This window comes from Variovorax fucosicus (assembly GCF_030316825.1).
GTDB classification, from domain to species: domain Bacteria; phylum Pseudomonadota; class Gammaproteobacteria; order Burkholderiales; family Burkholderiaceae_C; genus Variovorax; species Variovorax fucosicus.
The window spans coordinates 704,072-728,413 of sequence record NZ_JASZYU010000001.1; the positions used below are offsets into that span (position 1 = coordinate 704,072).

Below are 24,342 nucleotides of genomic sequence, written 5' to 3' on the forward strand. Positions count from 1 at the left end.
TCAGATTGCCTGCGCGCTTTCCTCGTCGACTGCAGCGCCCGGCCCGATCAGGTCCAGGGGGATCCGCCGGTTTTCCGCAAGGAGGGCGCCCATGTCCGCAACCGACAGCGGGCGACTGTAGTAGTAGCCTTGCATGCTGTCGCACTGATGAGCCGCCATGAAGCGCAACTGATCCTCGGTTTCCACGCCTTCCGCGACGGTCTTCATGCCAAGCGCCTTGGCCATGACGATGATCGCGCGCGTGATCGCCGCCGTGCTCTTGCTGCGGGTCACCTCGAGGGTGAAAGACTTGTCGATCTTGATCACGTCGATCGGGAAGCCATTCAGATGGCTGAGGCTCGAATAGCCCGTTCCAAAGTCGTCCAGGGCCAGCCGCGTCCCCATGCCCTTGAGCGCGAGGAGCGACTTCAGAACCGCCCCCGTGTCGAGCATCAGCGCGCTCTCCGTCAGTTCCAGCTCCAGGAATCGTGCGGGCAGGTCGCACTCCCGGAGGACGCGCGCGACCAGTTGCGCAACGTCATGCCCCCGGAACTGGTGGGCCGACAGGTTCACCGCCACCGGCAGGCCCGCGTGCCCTTCTTTGTGCCACGCCTTCAACTGTGCACATGCGGTGCGCAATACCCATTCCCCAATGGGCACGATCAAGCCGGTTTCCTCCGCCAACGGAATGAAGCGGGCCGGAGAGACCATCCCGAGATCCGGATGCCGCCAGCGGATCAGCGCCTCCATCGAGTTGATGCGGCCGGTGCGCAGATCCACCTGGGGCTGGTAGTGGAGTTCGAACTGGCGACCCGGCAGCGCGCCCTCGAGCGCCGAGCGCAGTTCGGTGTGCTGCCGGGCTTGCCGGCCCATGTCGTCGGCGTAGTAGCGGTAGCCGTTGCGCCCCTGCTGCTTTGCGCAGTAGAGCGCGAGATCTGCGTGCTTGAGCAGCAGCTCGCTGTCGGTTCCGTTTTCCGGGTACACGCTGATGCCGATGCTCGCGCCGATGTGCAGGCTGCGGGATTCGAACTGCACCGGCGGCGCCAGGGCGGCCAGTATCCGCTGCGCCACGCGCGCAGCATCGGCCGCACGCTCCAGCCCCGTCAGCACCATCACGAACTCGTCGCCGCCCAGGCGGGCCACGATGTCGCCGGCCCCGATCGCATGCGAGATGCGGCCGGCGACCGCGACCAGCACCGCGTCGCCCGCCAGGTGGCCGAAGCTGTCGTTGATGAACTTGAAGCCGTCCAGGTCCAGGAACAGCAGCGCCATCGGACGTCCGGTCCGATCCGCTTGTGCCAGGGCCAGCGCCATCCGATCGTTCAGCAGCAGGCGGTTGGGTAGTCCCGTCAGCTCGTCGTGATGCGCCATGTGGCGAATGCGCTCTTCCGAGCGACGGCGCTCGATCGCAATGCCGGCGATCCGGGTCGCGAGCTCGACCAGCTTCTGCTCGCCAGCACTCGGGGCTCGCACCGTGCCTGAATACATCGCGAAGGTTCCGAGTACCGCGCCTTCTTGAGACAGGATCGGCGCCGACCAGCAGGATCGCAGCCCGTGCAACTCGGCCAGCTCGCGGTAGTCCGCCCACAGCGGATCGGTCTGGACGTCCGTTGTGATGACCGCCTCTGCGCGATAGGCGGCAGTGCCGCACGATCCGACGTTCGGGCCGATGCGGACGCCTTCGATGGCGTCCATGTAGGCCGCAGGCAGGTTGGGCCCGGCGCCGTTGTGCAGGTGCAGCCCATCCGGGTCGAGCAACAGAATGGAACCCTTGATGCCGTCCAGCTGGGACTCGATCGAACGGGTCAGCCGGTCGAGAATATCCGGCAGCGGCGCGCCCACTGCAATCATTTCAAGGACGCGGCCCTGTTCGACCAGATGCTCCTTGGTGAGAAACAACTCGGCGGTTCGCAGTTCAAGTTGCGCCCGGTCGGCCAGGAAGCGATCGACGGCACGCGCCATGTCCGCGATCTCGTCGCGCCCTCCGACCCGCATGCCGAGCGGCGTGCCGGCCGTGCCGCGCTGCTGCAGATGCCGGCTCACCAGCCGCAGGCGCCCCAGCACGTGCTGCCCCAGGAACACGCCAGCCACCAGCCATGCGAACACCAGGCTGATCGCCAGCAGGACCAGCACCCAGCGCGCTTCGCGGCGGGATGCCTCGGCCAGCTGCTGTACGGCCGCGCGATAGTCGCCATCGAAAAATTCCGCCCGGGTGCGCGCGGCCGCCACCATCTCCTCGGCCTGGGTCGACAGCTGCCCATGGAAGCGACCGAGCGCCACGCGCTGGTTGATGAGCGCAATGCGAAGGGCGAACGGGTCGCGCGGGTCTGTGCCGGCTCGAATGGGCCAGGCGCGCGCGAACTCGGTGCGAATCATCTCAACGGCGGCCGTGCTGGCGGCGTTCTGAAGCCGATAGAGCAGCAACGACTTCAACTGCGAGTCCACCGTCGGGGCGGTGGCCGGATCGCCGCCCAGGTCGGCCGGCAGGCGGGCGAAGGCCTGCTCCGTCTGCAGCAGGTTTTCCCGCAGCTGCGCAACGACATTGGCGGTATTGCGGAACAGCTGGCTTGCCTGGTACAGCTCGAGCACGCCGACGTCTTCCTTGGCGACCGCGAGTTCGGCGACCACGCGATCCAGTACCGCCGTCTGGTCGACGAGGGCGGCGTAGCTCAGGTGCACTGCCGGCAACGAATCGGTCGACAGCAATCGTTCGGCTTCCCGTTCGATCAGCAAGGTGCGCTCCACCATGTCCTGCGCGTCCTGCATGCGCACGAACCGCTCCTGCGTGAGCTGCTGAGTGGCGTGGCTGGCGGTTCGCAAGGCATGGGCAGCAGCGAGTCCACCCGCCAGCATCAACAGCGAAAGAACGGACAGCGCCAGCGCGAACTGGGCACGAAGCGAGCGCGGCAGCCAGGCGACATGGCGCCAGGCCGGCGGTGCCCGGCTGTGCGATATGGCCGACGTCGCGGCGGGCATCAACGCCGCCAGATGCGTTTGTAGATCGCCCGGTAGCCGTTGTCGGGGTCATACCGCAGAGTCGGGCCGCCGTCGAACGCGATGTTCTCTGCAGTGACCAGGTGCACTGGCGCGACAAAGCCACTCACGGGCTCGCGCGCCATCAGGCGATTCAGTTCATCGAGTGCCTGCCAGCCTTGCTGGTTCAGCGGCTCGGCAACAGTGCCTGTCTGGAATGTCCTGGCCTGAATGCGCAGGAACGCGGGCGCGCTGCCGTCGCCGGCCGAAAGCAGGCTCAATCCATCGCCGGACAGGCCGGCCTTCGTGAGGGTGGGAATCGCGTAATCGAACACGATGTCGTTGATCGCCAGCGCATGGGTCCATCGTCTGCCGTAGCGCTGCAGGAGTTCCAGCGTGATCGCCGGCATCCGCGCGTCGCTCTCGGACAAGGGAACGTCGCGCACTTCCAGCACCGTGCAGCCCTTGCAGGTGCGCACGACTGCAGCCATTGCATCGGCCTTGGCCATTGCGATGCGGTATCGGGAGTCGGTGAAGATCACGACACCGGCGCGTCCACCGGATTGCGCCACCGCCGCCATCGCGGTCACGCGCGCCACTTCCAGCGGATCCGTCGTCACGTTCATGGCCACCGGCGTCCCCCCGATCGGGCCCGGCAGCGAACCGGCATGCCAGCCCACGATCGGCACGCCGCTTCGGGAAAGCCGGGCGAGCGCCGGGCTGTTCTCGACCGCATCGAGTCCACCCAGCACGACGCCATGCGGCGACGCGGCCAGCGCAGCAGCCAGCGCCTTCGACCGACCGGCCGCAGTTCCACCCGCGTCGACGATCTTGACTGTCCAGCCGAGGATGCGCGCCGCCTCGCGTGCGCCCTGCGCGACGCCGACGATACCGCCGTTGCGCAGATCTTCGGCGACGAACACGATGGTCTTGCCGGCGGGCGCAGCCGGGCCCGATTGCGGGCCTGTCCAGGACGCGCCGTGCTTGGCCGCCTCGGAAACGACCCGGAGCGCCTGCGTGACAGACACCTGGTCCACGGTGTCTGCGCTCGCCAAGGACGACCAGCAACAGGCGGAGAGAAAGACGGCGGCAGCAAGCTGCCTCGCCAGCATTTCGGGCACAGGAATCGGGAACCTCCAACCGCTTTCTAGCGGTTCTCGTGCATTACGTCGGTTCGCCAGCCCACACACAGGAACGTGTCCGGTGGCTTTTTGCATCAGCCCGGCGATGTCTCACCGACGGGTTCGACTCCGCGATTGAGCAGGCGCGCGTGACCGGCGCCGCTGGCCTTGGCAAGGTACATGGCGGAGTCCGCCGTGCGCAACAACAGGTCGGGATCGTCACCGCTGCCAGGGTACAGCGCCACCCCGATGGATGCGCCGAGCCGGAGCGTGTGGTGCTCGATCGCCATCAGCGGACGAAAAGAATCTAGCAGCCGCTCGGCGAACGCCATCGCAGCAGGAGCACCGTCCACACGGCGCTTGAGAATCGCGAACTCGTCACCGCCGAGCCGTGCCGCCACTTCGAATTCAGCGGCCTGCAGCCGCAGTCGATCGGCCGCCTGAACCAGCACCAGATCGCCGACGGCGTGACCGAAGCGATCGTTGATCAGCTTGAACTTGTCCAGATCGATGAAGTAGACCGCAAACACCTCGCCGGTGCCCCTGGACTCGGCGGTTGCGCTCTGCAACGCCTCCAGGAATACGTCGCGGCTGGCAAGCGACGTGAGGCCATCGTGGCGCGCCAGATATTCGATGCGCTCCTCGTTCTGCCTGCGTTCCGTGATGTCTGTGTAGGTTCTCACGACGCCGCCGCCTTCGATCGGCACGCTCTGGACCTCGATCACCCGCCCGTCGGGGCGCTTGCGGCTGTAGCTGTGTGGCTTGTCGAGTATGCCGCCGGCGCGAATGAATTCCAGCACGTCCTGCGAGGTGTGCCTGAACTCGTCGGTCGCCCACTGGTAGGCAAGCACCTCGCCAAAGCCTGGTCGCCGCGCCATCAGCGAATGCGGCAGTTCAAGCAGTTCCCGGGCGCGTCTGTTGCAGACCTCGACCACGCGATCCGGATTCACCATCATGATGCCCTGCTCCATCCGGTCGAGCGTGGCCTCGAGCAGCATCGACTTGCTTTTCAAGAGCGCCTCGCTCTCGCGCGCACGCGCCTCCGCCGCCTGCAGTTGATGCTGCTGGCGCTTGAGCAACGTGATGTCCACGTGCACATAGAACCGCCTGTCGTCCGGACTGAGCTGTGCGGCGACGCGACTCCAGCGATCACCGGGCAAAGGCAGTTCGAACGGGGCGCCGGCGAACCGCATGTTCTCGGCCAGATTGAGCAGCGCGTGCTCGAACAGAGCACGTTCGCCGGGCGCGTGGTCGCGCCAGGCCAGGCGGTAGGTCTCGACGAAACCCATGCCAATGGCCGATGCCCGCCCGCTCAGCCCCAGCATCGTCACAAATGGCTCGTTGACCCAAAGAATCCTGTCGGCGGAATCCGTGACCATGACGCCATCGGCAACATGGTCGAGCAGTGTCGACTCGACGACGGCCGGCATGCTGGACTGCCTTGTGGCGGCGGCCTCGGCCCCTTCTTCGCCAGCCGACGCCGCATGCTCGTCGGAGCGCCAGATCCGGACGCGGCCGGCGCCGGGCACCTGGATTGCGTTCACATGCAGACGCACGCCCCGATGCTCGAAGGAATACGGACGCTGCAGCGTGCGATGGCGCGCCATGGCTTCCCGCACGTATTGCTCGAGCAACGGCAGTTCCTCGGGCCCGAGGCGCTCGAGGTAGAACCGCCGCAGATTGTCTGCATAGGGCTCCCCGGCATGAATGTGCACCGCATGCTCGGGGAAGAACCTGAGAAAACTCCGATTCCAGAGCAGCGCTCCATCGGCCTCGTCGAAAGCGCACACCGCCACACCGAGCGCGTCGAGCCCGTCGACCATCGGACGCAGAACGAGCAAGGCCTGCGCCCTGCGGGCTTCTTCGATCGGCGTCGATGCTGATTGCATGGGGCGGCGTTCAGCCAGTCGTTTCCGCGTTCAATTCCGAATCGAATTCGGCAAGAGCCACGGGTTTGCCGAACAGGTATCCCTGGTACAGCGTACAGCCATGCTTTTCCAGAAAGGCAAGTTGCTGCTCTGTTTCGACGCCCTCCGCAACGATCGCCAGATCGAGGCTGCGCGCCATGCCGATGATGGTCTGGATGATCAATTCGACTTTCCGATCGATGCCGATGCCCTGCACGAAAGACTTGTCGATCTTGACCTGGTGCAGCGGAAGCTGGGTCATGTAGGAGAGCGACGAGAAGCCCGTGCCGAAGTCGTCCATGGAGAACTGGATGCCGATGGCGGCGAGCGATTTCATCTTCCGGATGGTCTCGGTCACCTTGTCCTGCAGCAGGCTTTCCGTGAGTTCGAGCTTGAGCTTCGAGGGATCGGCCCCGGTTCGAATCAGCACGTCTCGCACCTGGTCCGCGAAGTCGTCGCTGCGGAACTGCCGCGCACTCACATTCACCGCGATCTGCAAGTTCGATCTTCTGGGATGGTGGCTCCAGCGTTCCAGCTGGATGCAGGCTTGCTCGAGCACCCACAGGCCGATGGGAACGATCAGCCCGGTCTCTTCTGCCACTTCGATGAAGCCGGCGGGAGGCACCATGCCGCGATGAGGATGTTGCCAGCGAACCAGCACCTCGGCGCCGACGAGCCCGCCGCCGTCAGTCACCTGGGGCTGGTAATGCAGGACGAACTGGTTGGCCGCCATCGCGGTATGCAGCTCGGTCTCCAGGGTGGCGCGAGCGGTGATGACGGTCTGCATCGCCGGCTCGAAGAACTGCATCGCCCTTCCGCCGGCGATCTTGGCGTAGTACATCGCGATGTCGGCCTGCTTGAGCAGGCCATCGAGCGAAAGTTGGTTGTCGCGAAAAAGCGTGGCACCGATGCTGCAGGTGCTGAAGTAAGGATGGGTGGCAATATCGAACGGCTGGTGCATCTCGGCCAGGATGGCCTCTCCGAGTGCCCTGGTTTGCGTGGTTGCAACCGCGCTGTCCTCGCTCAGGTTCTCCAGCAGCACGACAAATTCGTCGCCTCCCAACCGGGCAACCGTATCGCCGTCGCGCATGATGCGCGAGATTCGCGCTGCCACCTGCTTGAGCAGCAGATCACCCATCGCATGGCCGTGCGCATCATTGAGCGTCTTGAACTTGTCCAGGTCGAGAAACAACAGCCCGCCGTGTCGTGAACCCCGGCTGTTGCTGACGATTGCCGCGGTCAACCGGTGCAGAAGCATCCGGCGGTTGGGCAGGCCCGTGAGGCCGTCGTAGAACGCCAGATGCTCGATCTGGCGCGCAGCGGACTTGCGGTCGGTGATATTGCGCAGGATGACGATGAATCGCGCATCGACCCCTTCGCCGACCGGCATGCGGGACACGGATATTTCGAACCAGGTGGTTCCCTGTGCAGCGCGGCGTTCGAACTGGCGGCCCGCGGAAAAGCCGGACACATAGGACTCCTGCAGCGCCGCCATGACCTCGGCCACGGCGTCCGGCGGCAGCAGGTCACCGATCGTCCGGCCCACCGGATTCCGGACATCATCGATGGCGGCCCCAGGCGTGCGCGGCGAGTGGAAACGATGGCATTGACCGTCCAGCCCCAGTTCGAGCAAGACGTCCGGCAGCGCGTCGAGCGTGGCCTGCAATTGCACCTTGCCCTCGAGGATGTCCGCGATGTGTCGTCGCTTTTCCGTGATGTCCCGGTACACGCACATCGAGCCACCGTCCGGCGTGCGTCTTGTGACCGCGAGAATGACGCCCCCCCCTGCAAGGGTGAGTTCCCGCTCGCCCTGCACTTGCTGCTTCTGATGTGGATCGAATGACGCTGTCTGCTCGCCATCGACCACTGCTGCAACAACGTGGTCCTCGCCTCGCTCGACAATTTCCTGGAATGGCTGGAGCGGGCGGATCATGTCCCGTGACCAGGGAAATATTTCCCCGAAACGGCGGTTCCATGTGAGCACGCGATCCTTCGAATCCAGCAGCACGAAGCCATCCACCATCGATTCGAGAGCCTGGTTCAAGGTGGCCTTGGATTGCCATTGCCGGCGCAAATGCATGCGCGTGAGATAGACCACGCCGAGGATCATCAGCATGAAAGTGCCGGCCGCGCTCCAGATGAAAGCTTGTTGCGTGCGCCAATCCCGCAGGGCAGATTGCAAGGGAATACTGGCCACGATCAGCAGGTTTCTGTGAAGCGTCGGCCGCGCCACGACGATCGCCGGCGCACCGCTCAGGCGTGCAGGCAAATATCGCGGGCTCCCATCGAGGACTTGTTCGCTCAGCGCAGGCGTGATGGCCTGCCCCGAAAGATCGTCACGGCGGGGCATGCTCACCAGGACCGGCCCTGCTTCGTGCTCCAGGGTGACTTCCAGTCCCTCGATGTCGGCGCCCTGCATCAGGATGGTGGTCAGCAAGGAGAGCTGCACTTCTGCAATTGCCACGATGTGGCTGCCGTCCTTCAGTCGCAGATCCCGCGCGAAGTACACGACGCGCTGCGACGTCAGCGCACTGACGAATGGCGCGCTGATCGCGAGCGTCGACGCGGGCTGTTCCAGCACCTGCCGCAAAAAACCGGCAGGCAGTCGAATCGCCGCCTTGGCACCTTGCCGGTCAGATGACACAACCACTTCATCGCGTGCGTCCAGAACCGCAACGTACCGCACCAGCAGGTTCTGCCGAACCACCCCTTGCATCTGCTGCGCCAGCTGGTTGCGCGTCGCATCGGCCACGATCGTGGCCTCCGAAGAAGCCTGCAGCCCCTCGCTCAGGTCGGCCAGCAACAGGTCCACGCCCAGGAGGCTGCGATTGAGCGCCGCTTCCGAGCCACTCACGAACCGTGTGGCCTGGTCCTGGCTGTCGGCGATGGCCTTGTCGCGCGTCGCCGAGGTCAGAACGACTGCGCTGCCCAGAACCGCCACGAGAAACACCGCCGCCACGCCATAGATGGTGGCGGTGATCCGTCGTGGCAGCAGCTTGTTCATCAGGGACCCGGTGCCTTGATACCCACTGCCGGGCCGATCGTCTGCTCCCAGAGCTTGACGCATCCTGCTCCGCACCGCTTGGCCCATGGCGCGAGCACGTCCTTGGCGAAGATGTCCCGACGTCGACGCTCATCTGCAGCGGAGGGGCGTGCCTCGACCATCGCGCCCTTGGTTCCCCGGGTGCATGTGTCGGCGCCCGTGTTGCAGGCAACGCCGTTGCCGGTTTCGCGTTCCGACTCTTCCCAGATCGCGGCTTCGAGTTTGGGCAGCTCGGTTTTCAGCAGCGTCTTCAGGTCGGCGGGAAGCGTGTTCCAGGTGTTCCGGTTGGCCCCGAACACCGCGAGCCCCCAACCGAGAGGCATCGAGTAGAGCCCGCGCGTGATCTTGTGGAGTCCGAGCGTATTGCCGGACATGGCGCCGGTGATTGCACATTCCGTGTTGTCGGAGTTCATGTTGGACATCAACTCGGAGAACTCGGTGAGCACGGGTGTCGCCTTCAGTGCGCTCACGAAATCGGCCTGGCTCACTCCGGAAACACGGATCCGTCGGCCTGCAAGATCGGACAACTGGGTGACGGCCTGCTTGCAAAAGACCACTTGGGCCGGGTAGACGTAGACCGCGAGCAACTCGACGTTGAACTGGTCGCCCAGCCGTTTTTCGAGCGTGGGACGGAAGGCGGCAATCACGCGCCGCATCGTCGCCATGTCCGGATTGAGGCCAGCGAGGTCAGCGGCGCCCAACTCGGGTTCGTTGCTGGCCACCTGGCTCAGCAGCGCAGTGCCGAATGGAACGACACCCAGTTTCATGAGATGGAGCATCTCGGGTCCGGGCACGCCAGCCCGGTTGAAGGGCACGATGCTCGCGGCGTACTTTCCTTCACTCAACCGCGCCAGTTCCCGAGACCAGAATGGCTCTTCGTGCAGGGTGTATTGGCTGACTGTCGCGAGCCCACCAACAATTCGAAGCCTGCGTTCCGGTGCGGGCTGCGCTGCGCAAACCGTGGTGAACCATGCGAGAAGCAAGGCAACCCAGGCCAGACGGAATGGACTAGAGAATTTCATTGTCCCGATCATGGGCGCACCATGGGGTGCGTGGCTCAACGATTGGGGGTAGACAGCGTGTTTTTTTCACGTCGGGCATGGTTATGGGTCCAACCTGTGCTGCATCTGCAACTGATCCAGCCTCTGCCGGGACAGAAGCCATCGATGATCCGTCGATCCAACTAATACTTTGGAACTCACCGCAGAACCTGCACCGGCCCCGCTCACAAAGGCGCCGTCTCCCTGCTGGCGCATACGCGGTTGCGCCCCCCCGCCTTGGCGGTGTACAGCGCCTTGTCCGCCGCCTGAATCAACTCCGTGGGCTGATCGAATCCGGAAACGGGAATGAGCGCATCCACCCCGGCGCTCAAGGTGACAAAGCCACCCGCATTGCCGCTGTGCACGATCTCCAGTTCGCGAATGGCGTTGCGGATCTTTTCCGCAACGGCGACGGCGCCCGCGACATCGGTGTTCGGCAGCAGCACCGCGATTTCTTCACCGCCGTAGCGCGCAGCAAGATCCCCGGGACGGCTCGGAGTGAGTTCCCTGATCGTGCGACAGATCGTCTGCAAACACTCGTCGCCGGCAGCATGGCCGTAGACATCGTTGTATTGCTTGAAGCGATCGACATCGATCAGGATCAGGGCCAGCGTGCTCGCATTGCGCATCGCCCGGCTGAATTCGCTGTCGAGTGTCAGGTCGAATTGCCGACGGTTCGCCAGCCCCGTGAGACCATCCTGCATGGCGAGCTTGTTCAGTGTCTTGTTGAGGCTCTCCAATGCGTCCCGGGCGCGCACGAGTTCGGCCTCGGTCCGGGTTCGCAGTTCGATCTGCTTGATCAGCCGCCAGCCGACGAACGCCACCACCATCACGAGAAAGATCACCCCGCCCGAATGCCAGAGCGTATCGCGCCACCAGGTGGCGAGGATTTCGTCCTTGGACAACGCCGCGGCGACGAACAGGGGGTAGTGCGCAAGGCGGCGAAAACTGTTCAACCGCGTCACGCCATCCTGCGCTGATGTGATGTAGGCCTCTCCAACCGGCCCACGCGACGAATACTGACGGAAAAGCTCGGTGTCCAGCATGCTTTTCCCAACCATGGCGGTGGTGTACGGTCGGCGCGTCATCATGACCCCGCTCTCCGTCACCAGCACCACCGCGCCGGCCTGGCCGATCTCGAGGCTGTTGTAGAAATTCATCAGGAAATCGATGTCGATCGTGGCGAGCGCGACCCCGGCAAAACTGCCATCACCATGATTGATGCGTCGAGAAACCGGAATGAGCAACTTGCCGGTGGTTCGACTCTTGACCGGAACACCGATGTGAGGACCTCGGTCCTCGTGGGTGCGATGGAAAACGAAATACTCCCGATCCGCATTGTTCAGGTTCGGCACCGTGGCCGGCCGCGTGTTCGCAACCCAGTCGCCGTTCGCGTCGTAGACGTGCAAGCCATCGAGTTGCGAAAGCTCAGCCAAGCGCATCGCCATGAGCCTGCGCAAGCGCGCGATGGCGACCGGGCCGGTTCCGTCGTATTCGACGCGCTCCACGATGCCGATCAGCGCCGTGTCGGCCGCCTTGATCGTGTCGTCGGCCTGCTGCGCCATTGCGCGCGCAAGGTTCGAAGTGGCGACACCCATTTGTCGGAGTTGGACCGAGCGCGCACTCCAGCTGTTCCAGGCATCGATCGCGACGAGACTGACGCAGACGATGGCCACGAAAGCAATCGTTCGAAAAATGATGGTTGGCCGCTGGAAACGCGCTGGCATGTTCGGTGGCTCCAAACGTTGACGTGCTCGATTCTGCCTCTCAACAGGCGCCGGGCGGCGTCGCCGAACGGCCTGCAGAGTTCGATCGCAGTTGATCCAGCTCAATATCAGACCGGCCATTGAGCACGAAGATTCGGCAACCGTCTTCGAGGAAGGTGAGATCGAGACGGCCTCGAGCATCCCTCTCGCGATCCGGGGATACGCAAGCCCTTGCGGCGCCACTGACCGAACCCGCATAGATTGACCTGGACCAATGACCCAATGCGATGCGCTTACCACTTTGAACCATGATCAGGATCGGCGTCGCTGACGAATTCGGCATCGTCCGTTCCGGCCTGCGCGACCTGTTCGCACGATTCATCGATCTGTGGGTGGTCGGCGAGGCTGCCGGCCTGGAGGCGGCTGTCCAGCTCGTGGGCACCGTCGAGATCGACGTCCTCATACTCGACTTGCGCGGGCCCGGCCCGAACGGCGCAGACGCGATAAAGGCCATACACGCCCGGAGCCCCCGCACGCGCGTGCTGGTGCTGAGCGCCAGCTACGACGACGAAGGTGCGGCAACCCTGGTTCGCGAAGGCGCGCGCGGCTATCTCGACATGCGATGTGAACCGCTGGAGATCGTCAGAGCCGTCCGGCTCGTTTCAATGGGGCAGCGACCCTTGCCTGCGAGTGTCTCCAAGCTGCTCGCGCGCGCACTCGATTCCGAGGAAACCCACGCCCCGCATGAGGAGTTGTCCAAACGTGAGGCCGAGGTGTTTCTAGCGCTGGCGACCGGTGACAGATCCGAACGGATCGCCGACCGGCTTTCGCTTTCGCAAAAGACCGTGAGCACCTACCGAAGGCGCCTGATGCTGAAGCTGGGCCTCGCGTCCAACAGCGATCTGACCCGCTATGCGCTAAAGCACAGGCTCATCCACTGAAGCGCGCATCGCATCGCCGCTACTTGTGCACGATCCGCCCTTGCCGATTGGACAGGATCTCGCACGACATTCCGATTGCGGATAGATTTGCGTGAATGCACTGTTCACTCGCGTGGATCAAAGACTTAGGTCGAAAGTGTTCGATCACGCCAGCGGCCCTCCGGCCTCTGCGCAAGGGTCGCCCCGAAAGGTGCCAATGCGGCTGACCTTGCCGATCAAGACGGCAATGCTGACGACCTCGCTCGTGCTTGCGCTCGTGGGCGCAGCGGCGGCATGGCAGTACCGAAGCCTCTCCAACAAGTATGTGAGCTTGATGCAGGAGCAGCAGCAAGCCATGACACAACTGGCTGCCGATGGCATTGACTACAAGATCGGGACGCACCTCAATCTGCTGGCGCGCGAAGCCCGCGGCGCCAATGCAGAAACCTTCAGTACGGCGCAAGCGCAGCAACGCTTTCTTCAGGAGAGCAGGTTGCGAACGACATTCGACGGCGTTGCCCTGATCGCGCTCGACGGCAACATGGTCGCCAGCGATCCGCCGAACGCGAAGGCGGTGAGCATCGCGGATCGGGCTTATTTTCAGCGGGCTCGCAATGGCGGGATCACCGCCATCTCTCCACCCTTGCGCGCGCGTACCACCGACCAACCCGCGATCGTGATCGTCGTGCCCGTGAAAGACGGCCACGCGCACGTCGTAGGCTTTCTCGGCGCGGGCCTCGAGCTCACGCGGCCGAACGTGCTGGGCGACCTCGCACGGGCTCAGGTCGGGGGCGGTGGCCACTATGTCATCGAAACGGCCGGGCCCGATCCGGTCTACATCGTTCATCCGGACCCGACGCAGGTACTGCAGCCCGCCTCGGTCGAGGCGGCGGATGGTTTCGGTGGCCTGGTCACCAGCGCCTCCCTGCCGACCACCGGCTGGACATTGCGCCTGGTGCTGCCCGCCCAGGCAGCGTACGCGCCGCTGGTTGCGGCCCGCAGCACATTGCTGAGTCAGATGCTTCTACTGGCGCTGGTCTGCAGCGTGCTGGTGTGGGCGGGCACGGTCTGGCTGATGCACCCGATGGGCAAGCTGCACAAGGCCATCAAGAAGTTGCGTCAGTCGCCGGACGGCGATGTCGCGCTCGATATCCGGGCGGGCGATGAGCGAGGAGACCTCGCGCGCGAATTCGACGCACTGATGCGGGATCTGCGCGACAAGCGCTCCGAGATGGCGGCCGTGATGGATGCGTCCCCCCTGGGGCTTTTCCGTGCCGACGCTGAAGGCACGATGGTGTACGTCAACGACGCCTACCTGCAGATCCACGGGCTGGATCGGAGCGAGGCATCCAAAGGCTGGTTGAGCCTGATCCCGGAAGACATCCGGCCGCAGGTATGGAGAGACTGGCAGGAACTCGTCACGAAGAACCAGCCATATCGGCTCACACAGCGACTGCAGCGCAGCGACGGCGCCGCGGTGCTGATATCCCTGCAGATGCGCCCGGTCGTCGCTGACGGCCGTGTCGTCGGACAGGTAGGCACGTTATCGGACATCACGGAGAGAACCCACGCGGAACAGGCGTTGCGCACGCTCACTGCCATCTTCGAAGCGACGCCGGACTACGTCGTCCAGCTGGACACCGCCGGGAAGCTGACCTACATGAACCCCGCGGCACGCCGGTGCACGGGCATACCGCTCGATGCGTCGATCACGCATCTCCAGATGGCCGATTTCAATCCGCCCGAAACGCTGGCGCGCCTCTACAACGAAGTGGTTCCCACGGCCGTGAAGACGGGCCTGTGGATCGGCGAGTCGAACATCTGGAATGCCGACCACCAGGTGTTCCCGGTGAGCCACCTGGTCATTGCCCACCGTGACAAGAACGGGAAGCTCGAGCGCTTCTCCGGCATCATGCGGGACATCTCGGCGGCCAAGGCCACGGAGCGGGCGCTCTCGGAAAGCGAAGCGCGCCTGCGCACGATGGCAGACGCATTGCCGATGCGAGTGGCCTACGTCGATGCATCGCAGCGCTACCAGTTCGTCAACCAAGCCTACGACGGGACGTTCGGCTTCAGCCGCGATGCCATACCGGGGCGCACCGTCGAGGAACTCCTCGGTGAAACGGCCTATCGCGGGATCGAGCCGCACCTGAAGACGGTCTTGGCGGGCGAACCCGTGACCTTCCAGAACGAGGTCGTCACGGCGACAGACCATGTCTTCTACGAAGCCAACTACATTCCCCAGAGAGGCGCCGACGGGAACACGATCATCGGCTTTCATGCGGTCACCACCGACATCACCCGCCAGAAGCGCGAAGAACGGCGGCTGGTTCAACTGGCGAACCAGGACCCGCTCACCGGGCTGGGCAACCGGAGCGCCTTCGAGAAACGCCTTGCCGAGTCGATGACCGCGGGCCCGGCGAAAGCTGCGCCCATGGCACTCATGTACATCGACATCGACCATTTCAAGCAGATCAACGACCGCTGGGGGCACCTCTGCGGCGACGCGCTGCTGCGCGCCGTGGCCGTGCGCCTCTTGCGCGCGACCCGCGCTGCGGATTTCGTTGCGCGCCTGGGCGGTGACGAGTTCACCGTGATCCTGCAGGCCCTGCGCACGCCGGACGACGCGCGCGCCGTCGCGGAGAAGATCCTGAAGGAGATGAGCGATCCCTTCGTGCTCGACGACCGCACGCTGAACATCAGCGCAAGCATCGGGGTTGCGTACTACGAAGGCGAAGGGTCAACCCCGAAACAACTCACGCAGAAGGCGGACGAGATGCTCTACCAGGCCAAGGGGGTGGGTCGCAACAATTGCCAGATGGCAACGTTTCCGGAGTCGACTCCCACGTGAACACCGGACGAGCCGCCGGGCAACCCAAACAAAAAATGCCCCGGAAGGGGATACCGAGCTTCGGCACTTGCCGGTGAGCATGATCACTTCCGCCCCTTTTCCTGCACCGTCTCGATCGTCCTCATCCCCCTTCGACAACACACCCGCAGACCTTGTGCCAGGCCGAGCGCGGTATCCTTGCGCACCCACTGTATGGGTGGGGAAACTTTTTGGACAAGGACAAGCACGCAGACGGCCTAAGAGGCATAGCAGCCTTTACCGTTTTCATTTCGCACTTTCTCTTGGCGTTCTTTCCGGCTGGCTTGGTTCTGCTCTTTCCCGGCGTAGCCGGAGAAGGCGCACTCGTCGGGAAAGTCGAGCAGGTGATCAATACCCCCTTCCTTTCCCTTTTGTGGAACGGCCGCTTCTCGGTTAGCGTGTTCTTCGTGCTCAGTGGCTACGTGCTCACGAAGGCCTTCGTGGAGCGCGGCGACCCCGAGATCCTGCGGGCGATGGCCGCTCAGCGCTACCTCAGGCTCGGCATCCCGGTTTTCTTCAGCGTCGCCCTTGCATTCGTCCTGATGACCACGGTGGGGTACAAGATCGATGGCACTCTTGCTCTCACCAGTTCGGCGTGGCTGTTGAGTCAGAAACTCCCCAGTGGCCCGGACGTTTGGGCCGCCTTGCGCGAAGGCTTGTATGGATCCATGGTCACCGATCAGCACTATTACAACCCCGCACTCTGGACGATGCGCATGGAGTTCATCGGCTCGATGCTGATCTTCGCCTACCGGCTCATTGCTTGGCCGGGCAGGCGATCCATCTTGGCCGCCACCATCTACGTGGCCTTGATCTTCTTCTTGGTTCCGCAGTTTTGGCCTTTCTACCTGGCCTTCTTGTTGGGGAGCCATATCGGAGAGTGGCCCCGGCCTCAGCGCAAGGTTGTGGCGTGGTTCACCGCAATCGCGGGCCTCGCGCTCGCCAGCGTCGATGCATCCCCGATGTTTTCCTGGATGAACGCGCTGCCGCTTGAGCTCGAGACTCGATTCCAGCTCTACTGCGTCCTTGGCGGCGCCTTGGTGGTGTACGGCGTGCGCGGAGGTGCGTTCTCCTTGTTGCTGGGGAGCCCCTTCGCCCAGTTCCTGGGCCGAATTTCCTTCCCGTTCTACCTCGTCCACCTTCCGATCCTCTTCACTGTCGGATGCGGCACATTCAACTGGCTACTGCAAGAACGTCTGGCCTCGCGCAGCGCCGCCGCAAGCGCAGCTTTCGTGGCCACGTCGGCAGTCATCATCGTGGTTGCATGGGCGTTCGAGAAGGTCATCGACACGCCAGCAATTCGCTTTGCCAAGTTTCTCTTTCCAACCCGAAGGGTGGCCGGGGCCACCCCCTCCGCTGGTACTCGCCCCGTTCTGGCCTAGTACCATTCGGATTCGCAACAGATCCGCGCTTGCTTGCTTGTGGCTGCGAAATATCAAAACGCGATGTGAAGCGCCCAAACGCAAAAAAGCCCCGGCTGGCGGGGCTTTCGGGGCGTTTTCGATTCACCGTGAAGTGATCTGGAAGCCATTCCTGGAGGAGAGGGAGGGATTCGAACCCTCGGTACTATCGCTAGTACGCCTGATTTCGAGTCAGGTACATTCGACCACTCTGCCACCTCTCCGGTGTCTGTCGAGCCTGCGATTCTAGCAGGCATTTTTGGGCGCCTTTTCAGCCGCTCAGGGGCGCAGGACTTCGAGCCCGCCCAGATAGGGCCGCAGCGCCGCCGGCAGCTGGATCGAGCCGTCTTCGTTCTGGTGGTTTTCGAGCACTGCAACCAGCGTGCGGCCGACCGCGAGGCCAGAGCCGTTGAGCGTGTGCACCAGTTCGTTCTTGCCCTGCGCGTTCTTAAAGCGTGCTTGCAGCCGGCGTGCCTGGAAGGCCTCGCAGTTCGATACCGAGCTGATCTCGCGGTAGGTGTCCTGCGCCGGCAGCCAGACTTCGAGGTCGTAGGTCTTGGTCGCGCCGAAGCCCATGTCGCCCGTGCACAGCAGCACCACGCGGTACGGCAGCTCGAGCGCCTGCAGCACGGCCTCGGCATGGCCGGTCATGGCTTCCAGCGCCTCGTAGCTCTTTTCGGGGTGCGTGATCTGCACCATCTCGACCTTGTCGAACTGGTGCTGGCGGATCATGCCGCGCGTGTCGCGCCCGGCGCTGCCGGCCTCGGACCGGAAACACGGCGTGTGGGCGGTGAGCCGGATCGGCAGCGCCGACTCGGCCACGACTTCGTCGCGCATGAAGTTGGTGAGTGGCACTTCGCTCGTGGGGATCAGGTAGAGCGCCGCGTTGTCGGGCGCCGCCTCGCCCTCCTGCCCGCCCTTTTTCGCGGCGAACAGGTCGCCTTCGAACTTGGGCAGCTGGCCGGTACCGCGCAGCGTTTCGGCGTTGACGATGTAGGGCACATAGCACTCGGTGTAGCCATGCTGCTGCGTCTGCAGGTCGAGCATGAACTGCGCAAGGGCACGGTGCAGCCGCGCAATCGGCCCCTTCATCACGCTGAAGCGCGAGCCCGCGAGCTTGGCGCCCATCTCGAAATCGAGGCCCAGCGGCGCGCCGAGATCGACGTGATCCCTGGCCGCAAACGCGAGCGGCCTGGCTGCCGCGCCCGCGCCGCCCTGCGGGCTCCAGCGCCGGACTTCGACGTTGGCATGCTCATCTTCACCGACCGGCACGCTGGCGTGCGGCAGGTTGGGCACGGCGAGCAGCAGCGCCTGCAACTCGGGCTGGATCGCATCGAGCCGGCTGACCTGCGACGCCTGCTCATCCTTGAGGGCATTGACCTCGGCCATCAGCGCATCGACCGGCTCCCCCTTGGCCTTCAGCGGGCCGATCTGCTTGTTCAGCGTGTTGCGACGCGCCTGCAGTTCCTCGCTGCGGGTCTGCAGCACCTTGCGCTCGGCTTCGAGCGCCGTGAAGGCCTGGACATCGAGGTAGGGTTGATTTTTCTTGCGTGTTTCAAGGCGCGCCACGGCCGAAGCCAGGTCCTTGCGTAACAGAGTGATATCGAGCATGCGGCGATTTTAGGCGGGGCTACCATGGCGCTTCACCCGTCACTCTCCAGGAGACACCATGGAAGCCTATCTGTCCTTCGACGGCAATTGCGCCGAGGCCTTTGCGTTCTACGGGCAGTGCCTTGGCGGCAAGACGCTGTTCAGCATGACCTTCGGGGAGAGCCCGATGGGTGCCCAGACGCCGGACGCGCTCAAAGGAAAAATCATGCACGCGACTTTCGAGGCGCGCGGCCAGAAGATCATGGGCTCTGACATGCCGCCGGGCATGGCCTTCGAGGGCTACAAGGGCTTCTCGCTGTCGGTGCAGTCCAAGACCGCGGACGAGGGCCAAAAGCTGTTCGACGCGCTCGCGGCCGGCGGCAAGGTCACGATGCCCTACGGCCCGCAGTTCTGGTCGACCGGGTTCGGCATGCTCGAAGACAAGTTCGGCGTGCCGTGGATGGTGAATTGCGAGCAGCCGCCCGCAGCCGGCTGAACGCGCCTCAGGCCAGCGTCGCAGGGTCGACGTTCGCCCCGCAGACGATCAGGCACACCCGCTCGCCCGCGCGCGGCACGTAGGCGCCGGTCTGCAGTGCGGCCAGCGGCAGGGCCGCCGCCGGCTCCACCGCGAGCTTGAGCTCCTTCCAGAGCCACAACTGCGCGGCGCGGATCGCCTCGTCGGGCAGCAGCCGTGCATCGCGCACCTGGCGCTGCGTGATCTCCCACGAGATGGCGCCGATGCGCCGTGCCCCAAGCGAATCCGCTGCCACGCCACCGACCTCGACATCGACCGGCTCGCCGGCCTCGCGCGCGCGAAACAGCGTTGGCGCACGCTCGGGCTCCAGCGCCACCACGCGGCTGCGCTGGCCGAACCACGCGGCCAGCCCACCGATCAGTCCGCCGCCGCCGACGCTCACCAGCACCGAATCGGGCAAGCCTCCCTGCCGCTCGATTTCATGACCCAGCGTGCCGGCGCCGGCCACCACTTCGGGCTGGTCGTAGGCGTGCGTGAGCAGCGCACCCGTCTCGCGCTGGCGCGCCAGGCAGGCGGCGAGCGCATCGGAATAAAGCTCGCCGACGACGATCACCGTGGCGCCCAACGCGCGCAACCTTGCGCGCTTGGCTTCAGGCGACACGCCGGGCAGGAACACCTCACAGCGAACGCCGAGGGCGCGTGCCGCAGCCGCGGTCGCGATGCCGGCGTTGCCGCCGGAGGCCACGATCACGCCGCTGGCGGGGATCTCGTTGGCCAGCAGGCGGTTCATCATGCCGCGCGCCTTGAAGCTGCCGCCGGTCTGCAGGTGCTCGAGCTTGAGCCAGCACTCGACGCCGTCGGCCAGCTTGAGCCCCAGCGCGGAAGCAGGCAACTTCCACAGCGGGGTTTCACGCACAAAGTGGCTTGCGCGCCCATGCAGCCTGTGCGACGCAGCATCGATTTCGCGGCGCCAGTCGGTATCCGGCACCACGGCTGCCCTGCTGGGCGCGCTCACGATATGTGCCCTGGCGGCGGAATGTCGTCGAGCTTGAGGCCCTTGGGCAGCGGGAACTTGATGGTTTCCTCGATGCCGTCCATCTTGCGCACCGACACCGCGCCGAGCGCCTTGACACGGTCGATCACCTCGTGCACCAGCACCTCGGGCGCCGAGGCACCGGCCGTGAGGCCGATGCGGCTTTTGCCTTCGAACCACTCCGGCTTGAGCTCGTCGGCCGAGTCGACCATGTAGCTTTCGGTGCCGAGCCGCTGCGCAAGCTCGCGCAACCGGTTGCTGTTGGAGCTGGTAGGGCTGCCGACCACGATCACCAGGTCGACCTGCGGGCTCATGATCTTGATCGCATCCTGCCGGTTCTGCGTGGCATAGCAGATGTCCTGCTGCTTGGGCTCGCGCACCTTCGGAAAACGGGCGCGCACGGCAGCCGCGATTTCGGCCGCGTCGTCCACGCTCAGCGTGGTCTGCGTGACGACGGCCAGCCGGTCGGTCTGGCCGGGCTGCACACGGGCCACGTCTTCCACGTCTTCGACCAGGTGGATGCCACTGGTGAGCTGGCCCATGGTGCCCTCGACTTCGGGGTGCCCCTTGTGGCCGATCATGATGAACTCGTAGCCTTCCTTGGCAAGCTTGGCCACCTCGACGTGCACCTTGCTCACCAGCGGGCAGGTGGCGTCGAAAACGTCGAAGCCGCGCTGCTGCGCCTCGAGCTGCACCGCCTTGCTGACGCCGTGCGCGCTGAACACCAGCGTGGAGCCGGGCGGCACGTCGGCCAGGTCTTCGATGAAGACCGCGCCCTTGGACTTGAGCTCGTTCACCACGTAGGTGTTGTGCACGATCTCGTGGCGCACATAGATCGGCGCGCCGAACTTGGCGATGGCGCGCTCGACGATCTCGATCGCGCGATCCACGCCGGCGCAAAAACCGCGCGGCTCGGCCAGCAGGATTTCCTGCGGGCTGGGGATGACGTCAGGCGCACTCACAGCACGCCGATCAGTTGCACTTCGAAGGTCACGGGCTGGCCTGCGAGCGGATGGTTGAAGTCGAAGCGCACCGCGGTGTCGTTCGATTCGATCACCGCCCCGGCGTAGCTGCCGGTGCCGTCGGGCGTTGGGAACTGCACCACGTCGCCGACCGCGTATTTTTCGTCGGGGTCGCCCATCCGCGCGAGGAGCGTCTTCGCAACCCACTGCTGCATTTCGGCATTGCGCTCCCCAAAGGCCTCGCCGGCCGGCAGCTCGAAGGTGGCGTGCGTGCCCTCGGCCAGGCCGATCAGGCGCTGCTCCATCGCAGGCGAAAGCTCGCCGGTGCCGAGCGACAGCGTGGCCGGCTTGTCGGCAAAGGTGTTGATGATGTCGCCCGCAGGGCCGGCCAGCCGGTAGTGCAGCGTGAGAAAGGAGCCGGCCGAAACGACGGCGGCGGAAGTAGGCAAAGACAAAGTGGGCGTCCCGATAAACTCGCCCCATTTTAGGGAGGCGGGCATGCGCCCGCGGCTGCAATGGCATTCAAGGATCTGCCGGCCGACATGCGCCCGCGCGAAAAGCTCATCGCGCGGGGCCCCGCCGCGCTCGGCGATGCCGAATTGCTCGCCCTGCTGCTGCGCACCGGCATGGCGGGCAAGAACGTGCTGCAGATGTCGCAGGAGCTGCTCGACACCTTCGGCGGCATCGCCGGCCTGCTGCACACCGGCCTGGATGAGCTGAAGAAGATCAAGGGCCTCGGCGGTACCGCCAAGCGCGCCGAACTGATCGCGGTGCTGGAACTGGCGCGCCGCGCACTGGCCGAGCGGCTGAAGGAGCGCGCGGTGTTCGACTCCCCGGACGCGGTCGGCCAATACCTCCAGTTGCACATCGCCTCGCGGCCGTACGAGGTGTTTGCGGCGCTGTTCCTCGACGCGCAGCACCGCCTCATCGCCATGGAGGAACTGTTCCGCGGCACGCTCACGCAGACCAGCGTCTACCCGCGGGAGGTGGTGGTTCGCGCGCTGCACCACCATGCCGCCGCCGTGGTGCTGGCGCACAACCATCCGAGCGGCGGCGTCGAGCCCTCGCGGGCCGACGAGGCGCTCACGCAGGCGCTCAAGGCCGCGCTGGCGCTGGTCGATGTGCGGGTGCTCGACCACGTCATCGTGGCCGCCGGCCGCACACTGTCGATGGCAGAACGCGGCCTGGTCTGAACCGGGCGGCCGAGCGCCGTGAGAGGATGTGGGCATGCCTTCCAAGCCTCCTGGTCTCAAGAGCCTTGCCGATCTGAAATCGGTGCAGCGCACGCTGGCCGAAACGCGCGAGCGCGAAGCGGCGCAAGCCGCGGCGCGTGCGGCCGCCGAGAAGAAGCGGCTGGCCGAGCAGGATCTGTTTTCGCGCGCGATCGGCGCCACGCAGCCGCTGCGCCGCCAGGCGGCGGTGCCGCTCGCGCCCGAACCGCCCGCGCCGATTCCTTTTCAGCACCAGCTCGACGAGCAGCGCGTGCTGCGCGAATCGATCAGCGACGAGTTCGACGTGACGACGCTGCTCGATGTCGACGACGCGATGAGCTTTCGCCGTCCCGGCATCGGCACCGACGTGACGCGCAAGCTGCGCGCCGGCGAGTGGGCGATCCAGCGCCAGGTCGATCTGCACGGCCTGCGCAGCGACGCGGCACGCGAGGCGTTGGGCGCCTTCATCCGCACGGCGCACCGTCAGGGCGTGCGCTGTGTGCGGGTGGTGCATGGCAAGGGCCTTGGCTCCCCCGGCAAGCAGCCGGTGCTGAAGACGAAGGCGCAGCGCTGGCTGATCCAGAAGAACGAGGTGCTGGCCTTCGTGCAGGCCAAGCCGGCCGAGGGTGGCGCGGGGGCGCTCGTGGTGCTGCTGGCGCCCGTCGGGCGCTGAGGTTTAGACCGGATCACATTTCGGGGCAGGCCGCGTCCAGGATCAGGGCGGTGGGGCACGCTGCGCAGCGAAATAAAGGAGGAGGCCGCAGGCCGGGGGACATTCGCGGAGCAGCGTGCCCCGCCGCCCTGAGCCCGCCCCAGAACCTCAGCGCTCAGATCAACGCCGGACTCTGGGGACGCAAGACCGTACTAAAGCAAAAGGCTCTTCAACGGCACCGCCGGATCGGCCACAGCCGAAGGCTCGGGGCTGCGTCCGGCCTCCAGCAGCTTGCGGCTCATCATGTGATCGACCGGCGCGCTGACCGACTCCACGCACACGAGCTGGCCATCGACGTAATGGAACAGCGAGAACGCGTTCGGGTTGGCGCCCGGGCCCGGGCGGCGCACCGTGTTCAGGCCTGGCGTGCCTTCGGCCGGCATCAGCCCGGCCATCTGCAGCCGCATGCCACCCTGCTCCGACCAGAACCAGGGCAGCACGTCGTGCGGCATCGGCGCGCCGGTGAGCGTGGCGACCGCGGTGCGCGCCTGGTCATTGGCGTTCTGCACCGACTCGAGCCGCAGCGGCCGGCCGGCGCGCCGATCCGGAAAGCGCGTGCAGTCACCAACCGCGAGCACGCCCGGGTCGCTGGTCTGCATGTGGGCGTCGACCACGATGCCGTCGGCGCATTCGAGCCCCGTGGCCTGTGCGAGCGCGGTCTCGGGCACGGCGCCGATGCCGAGCAGCAGCAGGTCGACCGGCTGGCGCACACCATCGACCTCGATCGACACCAGCCGGTCGTCCGCCACTTCTAAGCCGCCGACCTGCGCGCCCAGCACGACCTCGATGCCCGCCGCGCGGTGCGTGGCCAGCACGTGCGCCGACAGCTCGGGCGACACGGCCCGGCCCAGCAGGCGCGGCGCGGCTTCGATCACACGCACGGTCTTGCCCAGTGCCTGCGCGGTGGCCGCGACTTCGAGGCCGATGAAGCCGCCGCCCAGCACCGTCACCTGCTGCGCCGCCGCGAGCCGCGCGCGCAGGCGATGCGCCTCGTCGGCAGCGCGCAGCATCGCGACGTTGTCGAGCCCGTCGGGCAGGCCCGGCAGCCGGCGTGCGCGCGTGCCGGTGGCCAGCACCAGCCGCTGGTAGGGCAGCAGCGCGCCCGAGCGCAGCGTGACGGTGTGTGCAGCGCGGTCGATCGATACCGCCGCGTCACCGAGGTGGAGCGTGATGCCGGCCTCGCGGTACCAGTCGAGCGCCTTGTGCGGCTGCGTCACTTCTTCGGCATTCTTGAGAAAGGCCTTGGACAGCGGTGGCCGGTGATAGGGCTCGCAAGCCTCTTCGCAGACCAGGTGCACGCGGGTGCCCTGCCCCGCTTCCGCCAGGCCGGCACAGAGTTGGGCAGCGGCGTGGCCGCCGCCGATGATGACGATCGAATTCATGGTGAGGAGTGTTCGGGTT

At 65.4% G+C, this 24,342-nt stretch carries 17 protein-coding genes and 1 tRNA gene; 6 read left to right on the forward strand and 12 right to left on the reverse strand.

Going from position 1 to position 24,342, the window contains the following annotated elements:
• The 6 genes from QTI05_RS03300 to QTI05_RS03325 form a co-directional block, all read right to left on the reverse strand.
• Complete coding sequence (locus tag QTI05_RS03300) at positions 1 to 2,745, reverse strand: putative bifunctional diguanylate cyclase/phosphodiesterase (protein WP_286623348.1); 2,745 nt, start codon at positions 2,743 to 2,745, stop codon at positions 1 to 3.
• Positions 2,746 to 2,954: 209 nt separating this feature from the next.
• The gene (locus QTI05_RS03305; protein WP_286622898.1) at positions 2,955 to 4,064 is read right to left on the reverse strand and encodes a substrate-binding domain-containing protein; all 1,110 of its coding nucleotides are present in this window, start codon (positions 4,062 to 4,064) and stop codon (positions 2,955 to 2,957) included.
• A gap of 104 nt (positions 4,065 to 4,168) precedes the next feature.
• Complete coding sequence (locus tag QTI05_RS03310; RefSeq protein ID WP_286622899.1) at positions 4,169 to 5,962, reverse strand: PAS-domain containing protein; 1,794 nt, start codon at positions 5,960 to 5,962, stop codon at positions 4,169 to 4,171.
• A 10-nt stretch (positions 5,963 to 5,972) separates the two neighbouring features.
• The gene (locus tag QTI05_RS03315; protein WP_286622900.1) at positions 5,973 to 8,984 is read right to left on the reverse strand and encodes a bifunctional diguanylate cyclase/phosphodiesterase; all 3,012 of its coding nucleotides are present in this window, start codon (positions 8,982 to 8,984) and stop codon (positions 5,973 to 5,975) included.
• Positions 8,984 to 10,084: a TRAP transporter substrate-binding protein gene (locus QTI05_RS03320; protein ID WP_286622901.1), complete on the reverse strand. Its 1,101-nt coding sequence runs from the start codon at positions 10,082 to 10,084 to the stop codon at positions 8,984 to 8,986. Before QTI05_RS03320 ends, QTI05_RS03315 begins: the two co-directional genes overlap by 1 nt.
• 164 nt (positions 10,085 to 10,248) lie before the next feature.
• Entirely contained in the window at positions 10,249 to 11,790 is a 1,542-nt protein-coding gene (locus QTI05_RS03325) for a sensor domain-containing diguanylate cyclase (RefSeq protein WP_286622902.1), read from the reverse strand.
• 287 nt (positions 11,791 to 12,077) lie between these two features.
• On the opposite strand from QTI05_RS03325, the gene QTI05_RS03330 reads away from it, so the two are divergent.
• The 3 genes from QTI05_RS03330 (at position 12,078) to QTI05_RS03340 (ending at position 16,940) form a co-directional block, all read left to right on the forward strand.
• Positions 12,078 to 12,710 (forward strand): LuxR C-terminal-related transcriptional regulator, encoded by a 633-nt coding sequence (locus tag QTI05_RS03330; RefSeq protein WP_286542034.1) that lies wholly within the window; start codon positions 12,078 to 12,080, stop codon positions 12,708 to 12,710.
• Between the two features lie 196 nt (positions 12,711 to 12,906).
• Entirely contained in the window at positions 12,907 to 15,540 is a 2,634-nt protein-coding gene (locus tag QTI05_RS03335; RefSeq protein WP_286622903.1) for a diguanylate cyclase domain-containing protein, read from the forward strand.
• A 209-nt stretch (positions 15,541 to 15,749) separates the two neighbouring features.
• Complete coding sequence (locus tag QTI05_RS03340; protein WP_286622904.1) at positions 15,750 to 16,940, forward strand: acyltransferase family protein; 1,191 nt, start codon at positions 15,750 to 15,752, stop codon at positions 16,938 to 16,940.
• A 152-nt stretch (positions 16,941 to 17,092) separates the two neighbouring features.
• Here QTI05_RS03340 and QTI05_RS03345 read toward each other — a convergent pair.
• Positions 17,093 to 17,182: transfer RNA gene (locus QTI05_RS03345), tRNA-Ser, on the reverse strand.
• A gap of 55 nt (positions 17,183 to 17,237) precedes the next feature.
• Positions 17,238 to 18,569, reverse strand: a complete 1,332-nt coding sequence (gene serS, locus QTI05_RS03350) for a serine--tRNA ligase (RefSeq protein ID WP_286622905.1) — start codon at positions 18,567 to 18,569, stop codon at positions 17,238 to 17,240.
• Between the two features lie 58 nt (positions 18,570 to 18,627).
• On the opposite strand from serS, the gene QTI05_RS03355 reads away from it, so the two are divergent.
• Complete coding sequence (locus tag QTI05_RS03355) at positions 18,628 to 19,044, forward strand: VOC family protein (protein WP_286542028.1); 417 nt, start codon at positions 18,628 to 18,630, stop codon at positions 19,042 to 19,044.
• A 7-nt stretch (positions 19,045 to 19,051) separates the two neighbouring features.
• Here QTI05_RS03355 and QTI05_RS03360 read toward each other — a convergent pair whose 3' ends face one another.
• Genes QTI05_RS03360 through QTI05_RS03370 form a run of 3 tightly spaced genes read right to left on the reverse strand, consistent with a single transcriptional unit; the run spans position 19,052 to position 21,518 of the window.
• Entirely contained in the window at positions 19,052 to 20,038 is a 987-nt protein-coding gene (locus tag QTI05_RS03360) for a threonine/serine dehydratase (RefSeq protein ID WP_444812861.1), read from the reverse strand.
• Complete coding sequence (ispH, locus tag QTI05_RS03365; RefSeq protein WP_286623351.1) at positions 20,035 to 21,000, reverse strand: 4-hydroxy-3-methylbut-2-enyl diphosphate reductase; 966 nt, start codon at positions 20,998 to 21,000, stop codon at positions 20,035 to 20,037. Before ispH ends, QTI05_RS03360 begins: the two co-directional genes overlap by 4 nt.
• A gap of 14 nt (positions 21,001 to 21,014) precedes the next feature.
• Positions 21,015 to 21,518, reverse strand: a complete 504-nt coding sequence (locus QTI05_RS03370) for an FKBP-type peptidyl-prolyl cis-trans isomerase (protein ID WP_444812862.1) — start codon at positions 21,516 to 21,518, stop codon at positions 21,015 to 21,017.
• A 15-nt stretch (positions 21,519 to 21,533) separates the two neighbouring features.
• Here QTI05_RS03370 and radC point away from each other — a divergent pair, with 15 nt between their 5' ends.
• Positions 21,534 to 22,211: a RadC family protein gene (radC, locus tag QTI05_RS03375; RefSeq protein ID WP_286542026.1), complete on the forward strand. Its 678-nt coding sequence runs from the start codon at positions 21,534 to 21,536 to the stop codon at positions 22,209 to 22,211.
• Positions 22,212 to 22,245: 34 nt separating this feature from the next.
• Entirely contained in the window at positions 22,246 to 22,902 is a 657-nt protein-coding gene (locus tag QTI05_RS03380) for a Smr/MutS family protein (RefSeq protein ID WP_286622907.1), read from the forward strand.
• A 191-nt stretch (positions 22,903 to 23,093) separates the two neighbouring features.
• On the opposite strand, the gene QTI05_RS03385 is transcribed toward QTI05_RS03380, so the two are convergent.
• Positions 23,094 to 24,323, reverse strand: a complete 1,230-nt coding sequence (locus QTI05_RS03385) for an NAD(P)/FAD-dependent oxidoreductase (protein ID WP_286622908.1) — start codon at positions 24,321 to 24,323, stop codon at positions 23,094 to 23,096.
• Between the last annotated feature and the right edge of the window lie 19 nt (positions 24,324 to 24,342).

Bases quoted from the DNA above. Each gene is read 5' to 3' on its own strand.
- QTI05_RS03300 (WP_286623348.1), bottom strand. From the start codon at position 2,745: ATGCAGGACGCGCAGGACATGGTGGAGCGCACCTTGCTGATCGAACGG.
- QTI05_RS03305 (WP_286622898.1), bottom strand. From the start codon at position 4,064: ATGCTGGCGAGGCAGCTTGCTGCCGCCGTCTTTCTCTCCGCCTGTTGC.
- QTI05_RS03310 (WP_286622899.1), bottom strand. From the start codon at position 5,962: ATGCAATCAGCATCGACGCCGATCGAAGAAGCCCGCAGGGCGCAGGCC.
- QTI05_RS03315 (WP_286622900.1), bottom strand. From the start codon at position 8,984: ATGAACAAGCTGCTGCCACGACGGATCACCGCCACCATCTATGGCGTG.
- QTI05_RS03325 (WP_286622902.1), bottom strand. From the start codon at position 11,790: ATGCCAGCGCGTTTCCAGCGGCCAACCATCATTTTTCGAACGATTGCT.
- QTI05_RS03330 (WP_286542034.1), top strand. From the start codon at position 12,078: ATGATCAGGATCGGCGTCGCTGACGAATTCGGCATCGTCCGTTCCGGC.
- QTI05_RS03335 (WP_286622903.1), top strand. From the start codon at position 12,907: ATGCGGCTGACCTTGCCGATCAAGACGGCAATGCTGACGACCTCGCTC.
- serS (WP_286622905.1), bottom strand. From the start codon at position 18,569: ATGCTCGATATCACTCTGTTACGCAAGGACCTGGCTTCGGCCGTGGCG.
- QTI05_RS03355 (WP_286542028.1), top strand. From the start codon at position 18,628: ATGGAAGCCTATCTGTCCTTCGACGGCAATTGCGCCGAGGCCTTTGCG.
- QTI05_RS03370 (WP_444812862.1), bottom strand. From the start codon at position 21,518: ATGCCCGCCTCCCTAAAATGGGGCGAGTTTATCGGGACGCCCACTTTG.
- radC (WP_286542026.1), top strand. From the start codon at position 21,534: ATGGCATTCAAGGATCTGCCGGCCGACATGCGCCCGCGCGAAAAGCTC.
- QTI05_RS03380 (WP_286622907.1), top strand. From the start codon at position 22,246: ATGCCTTCCAAGCCTCCTGGTCTCAAGAGCCTTGCCGATCTGAAATCG.
- QTI05_RS03385 (WP_286622908.1), bottom strand. From the start codon at position 24,323: ATGAATTCGATCGTCATCATCGGCGGCGGCCACGCCGCTGCCCAACTC.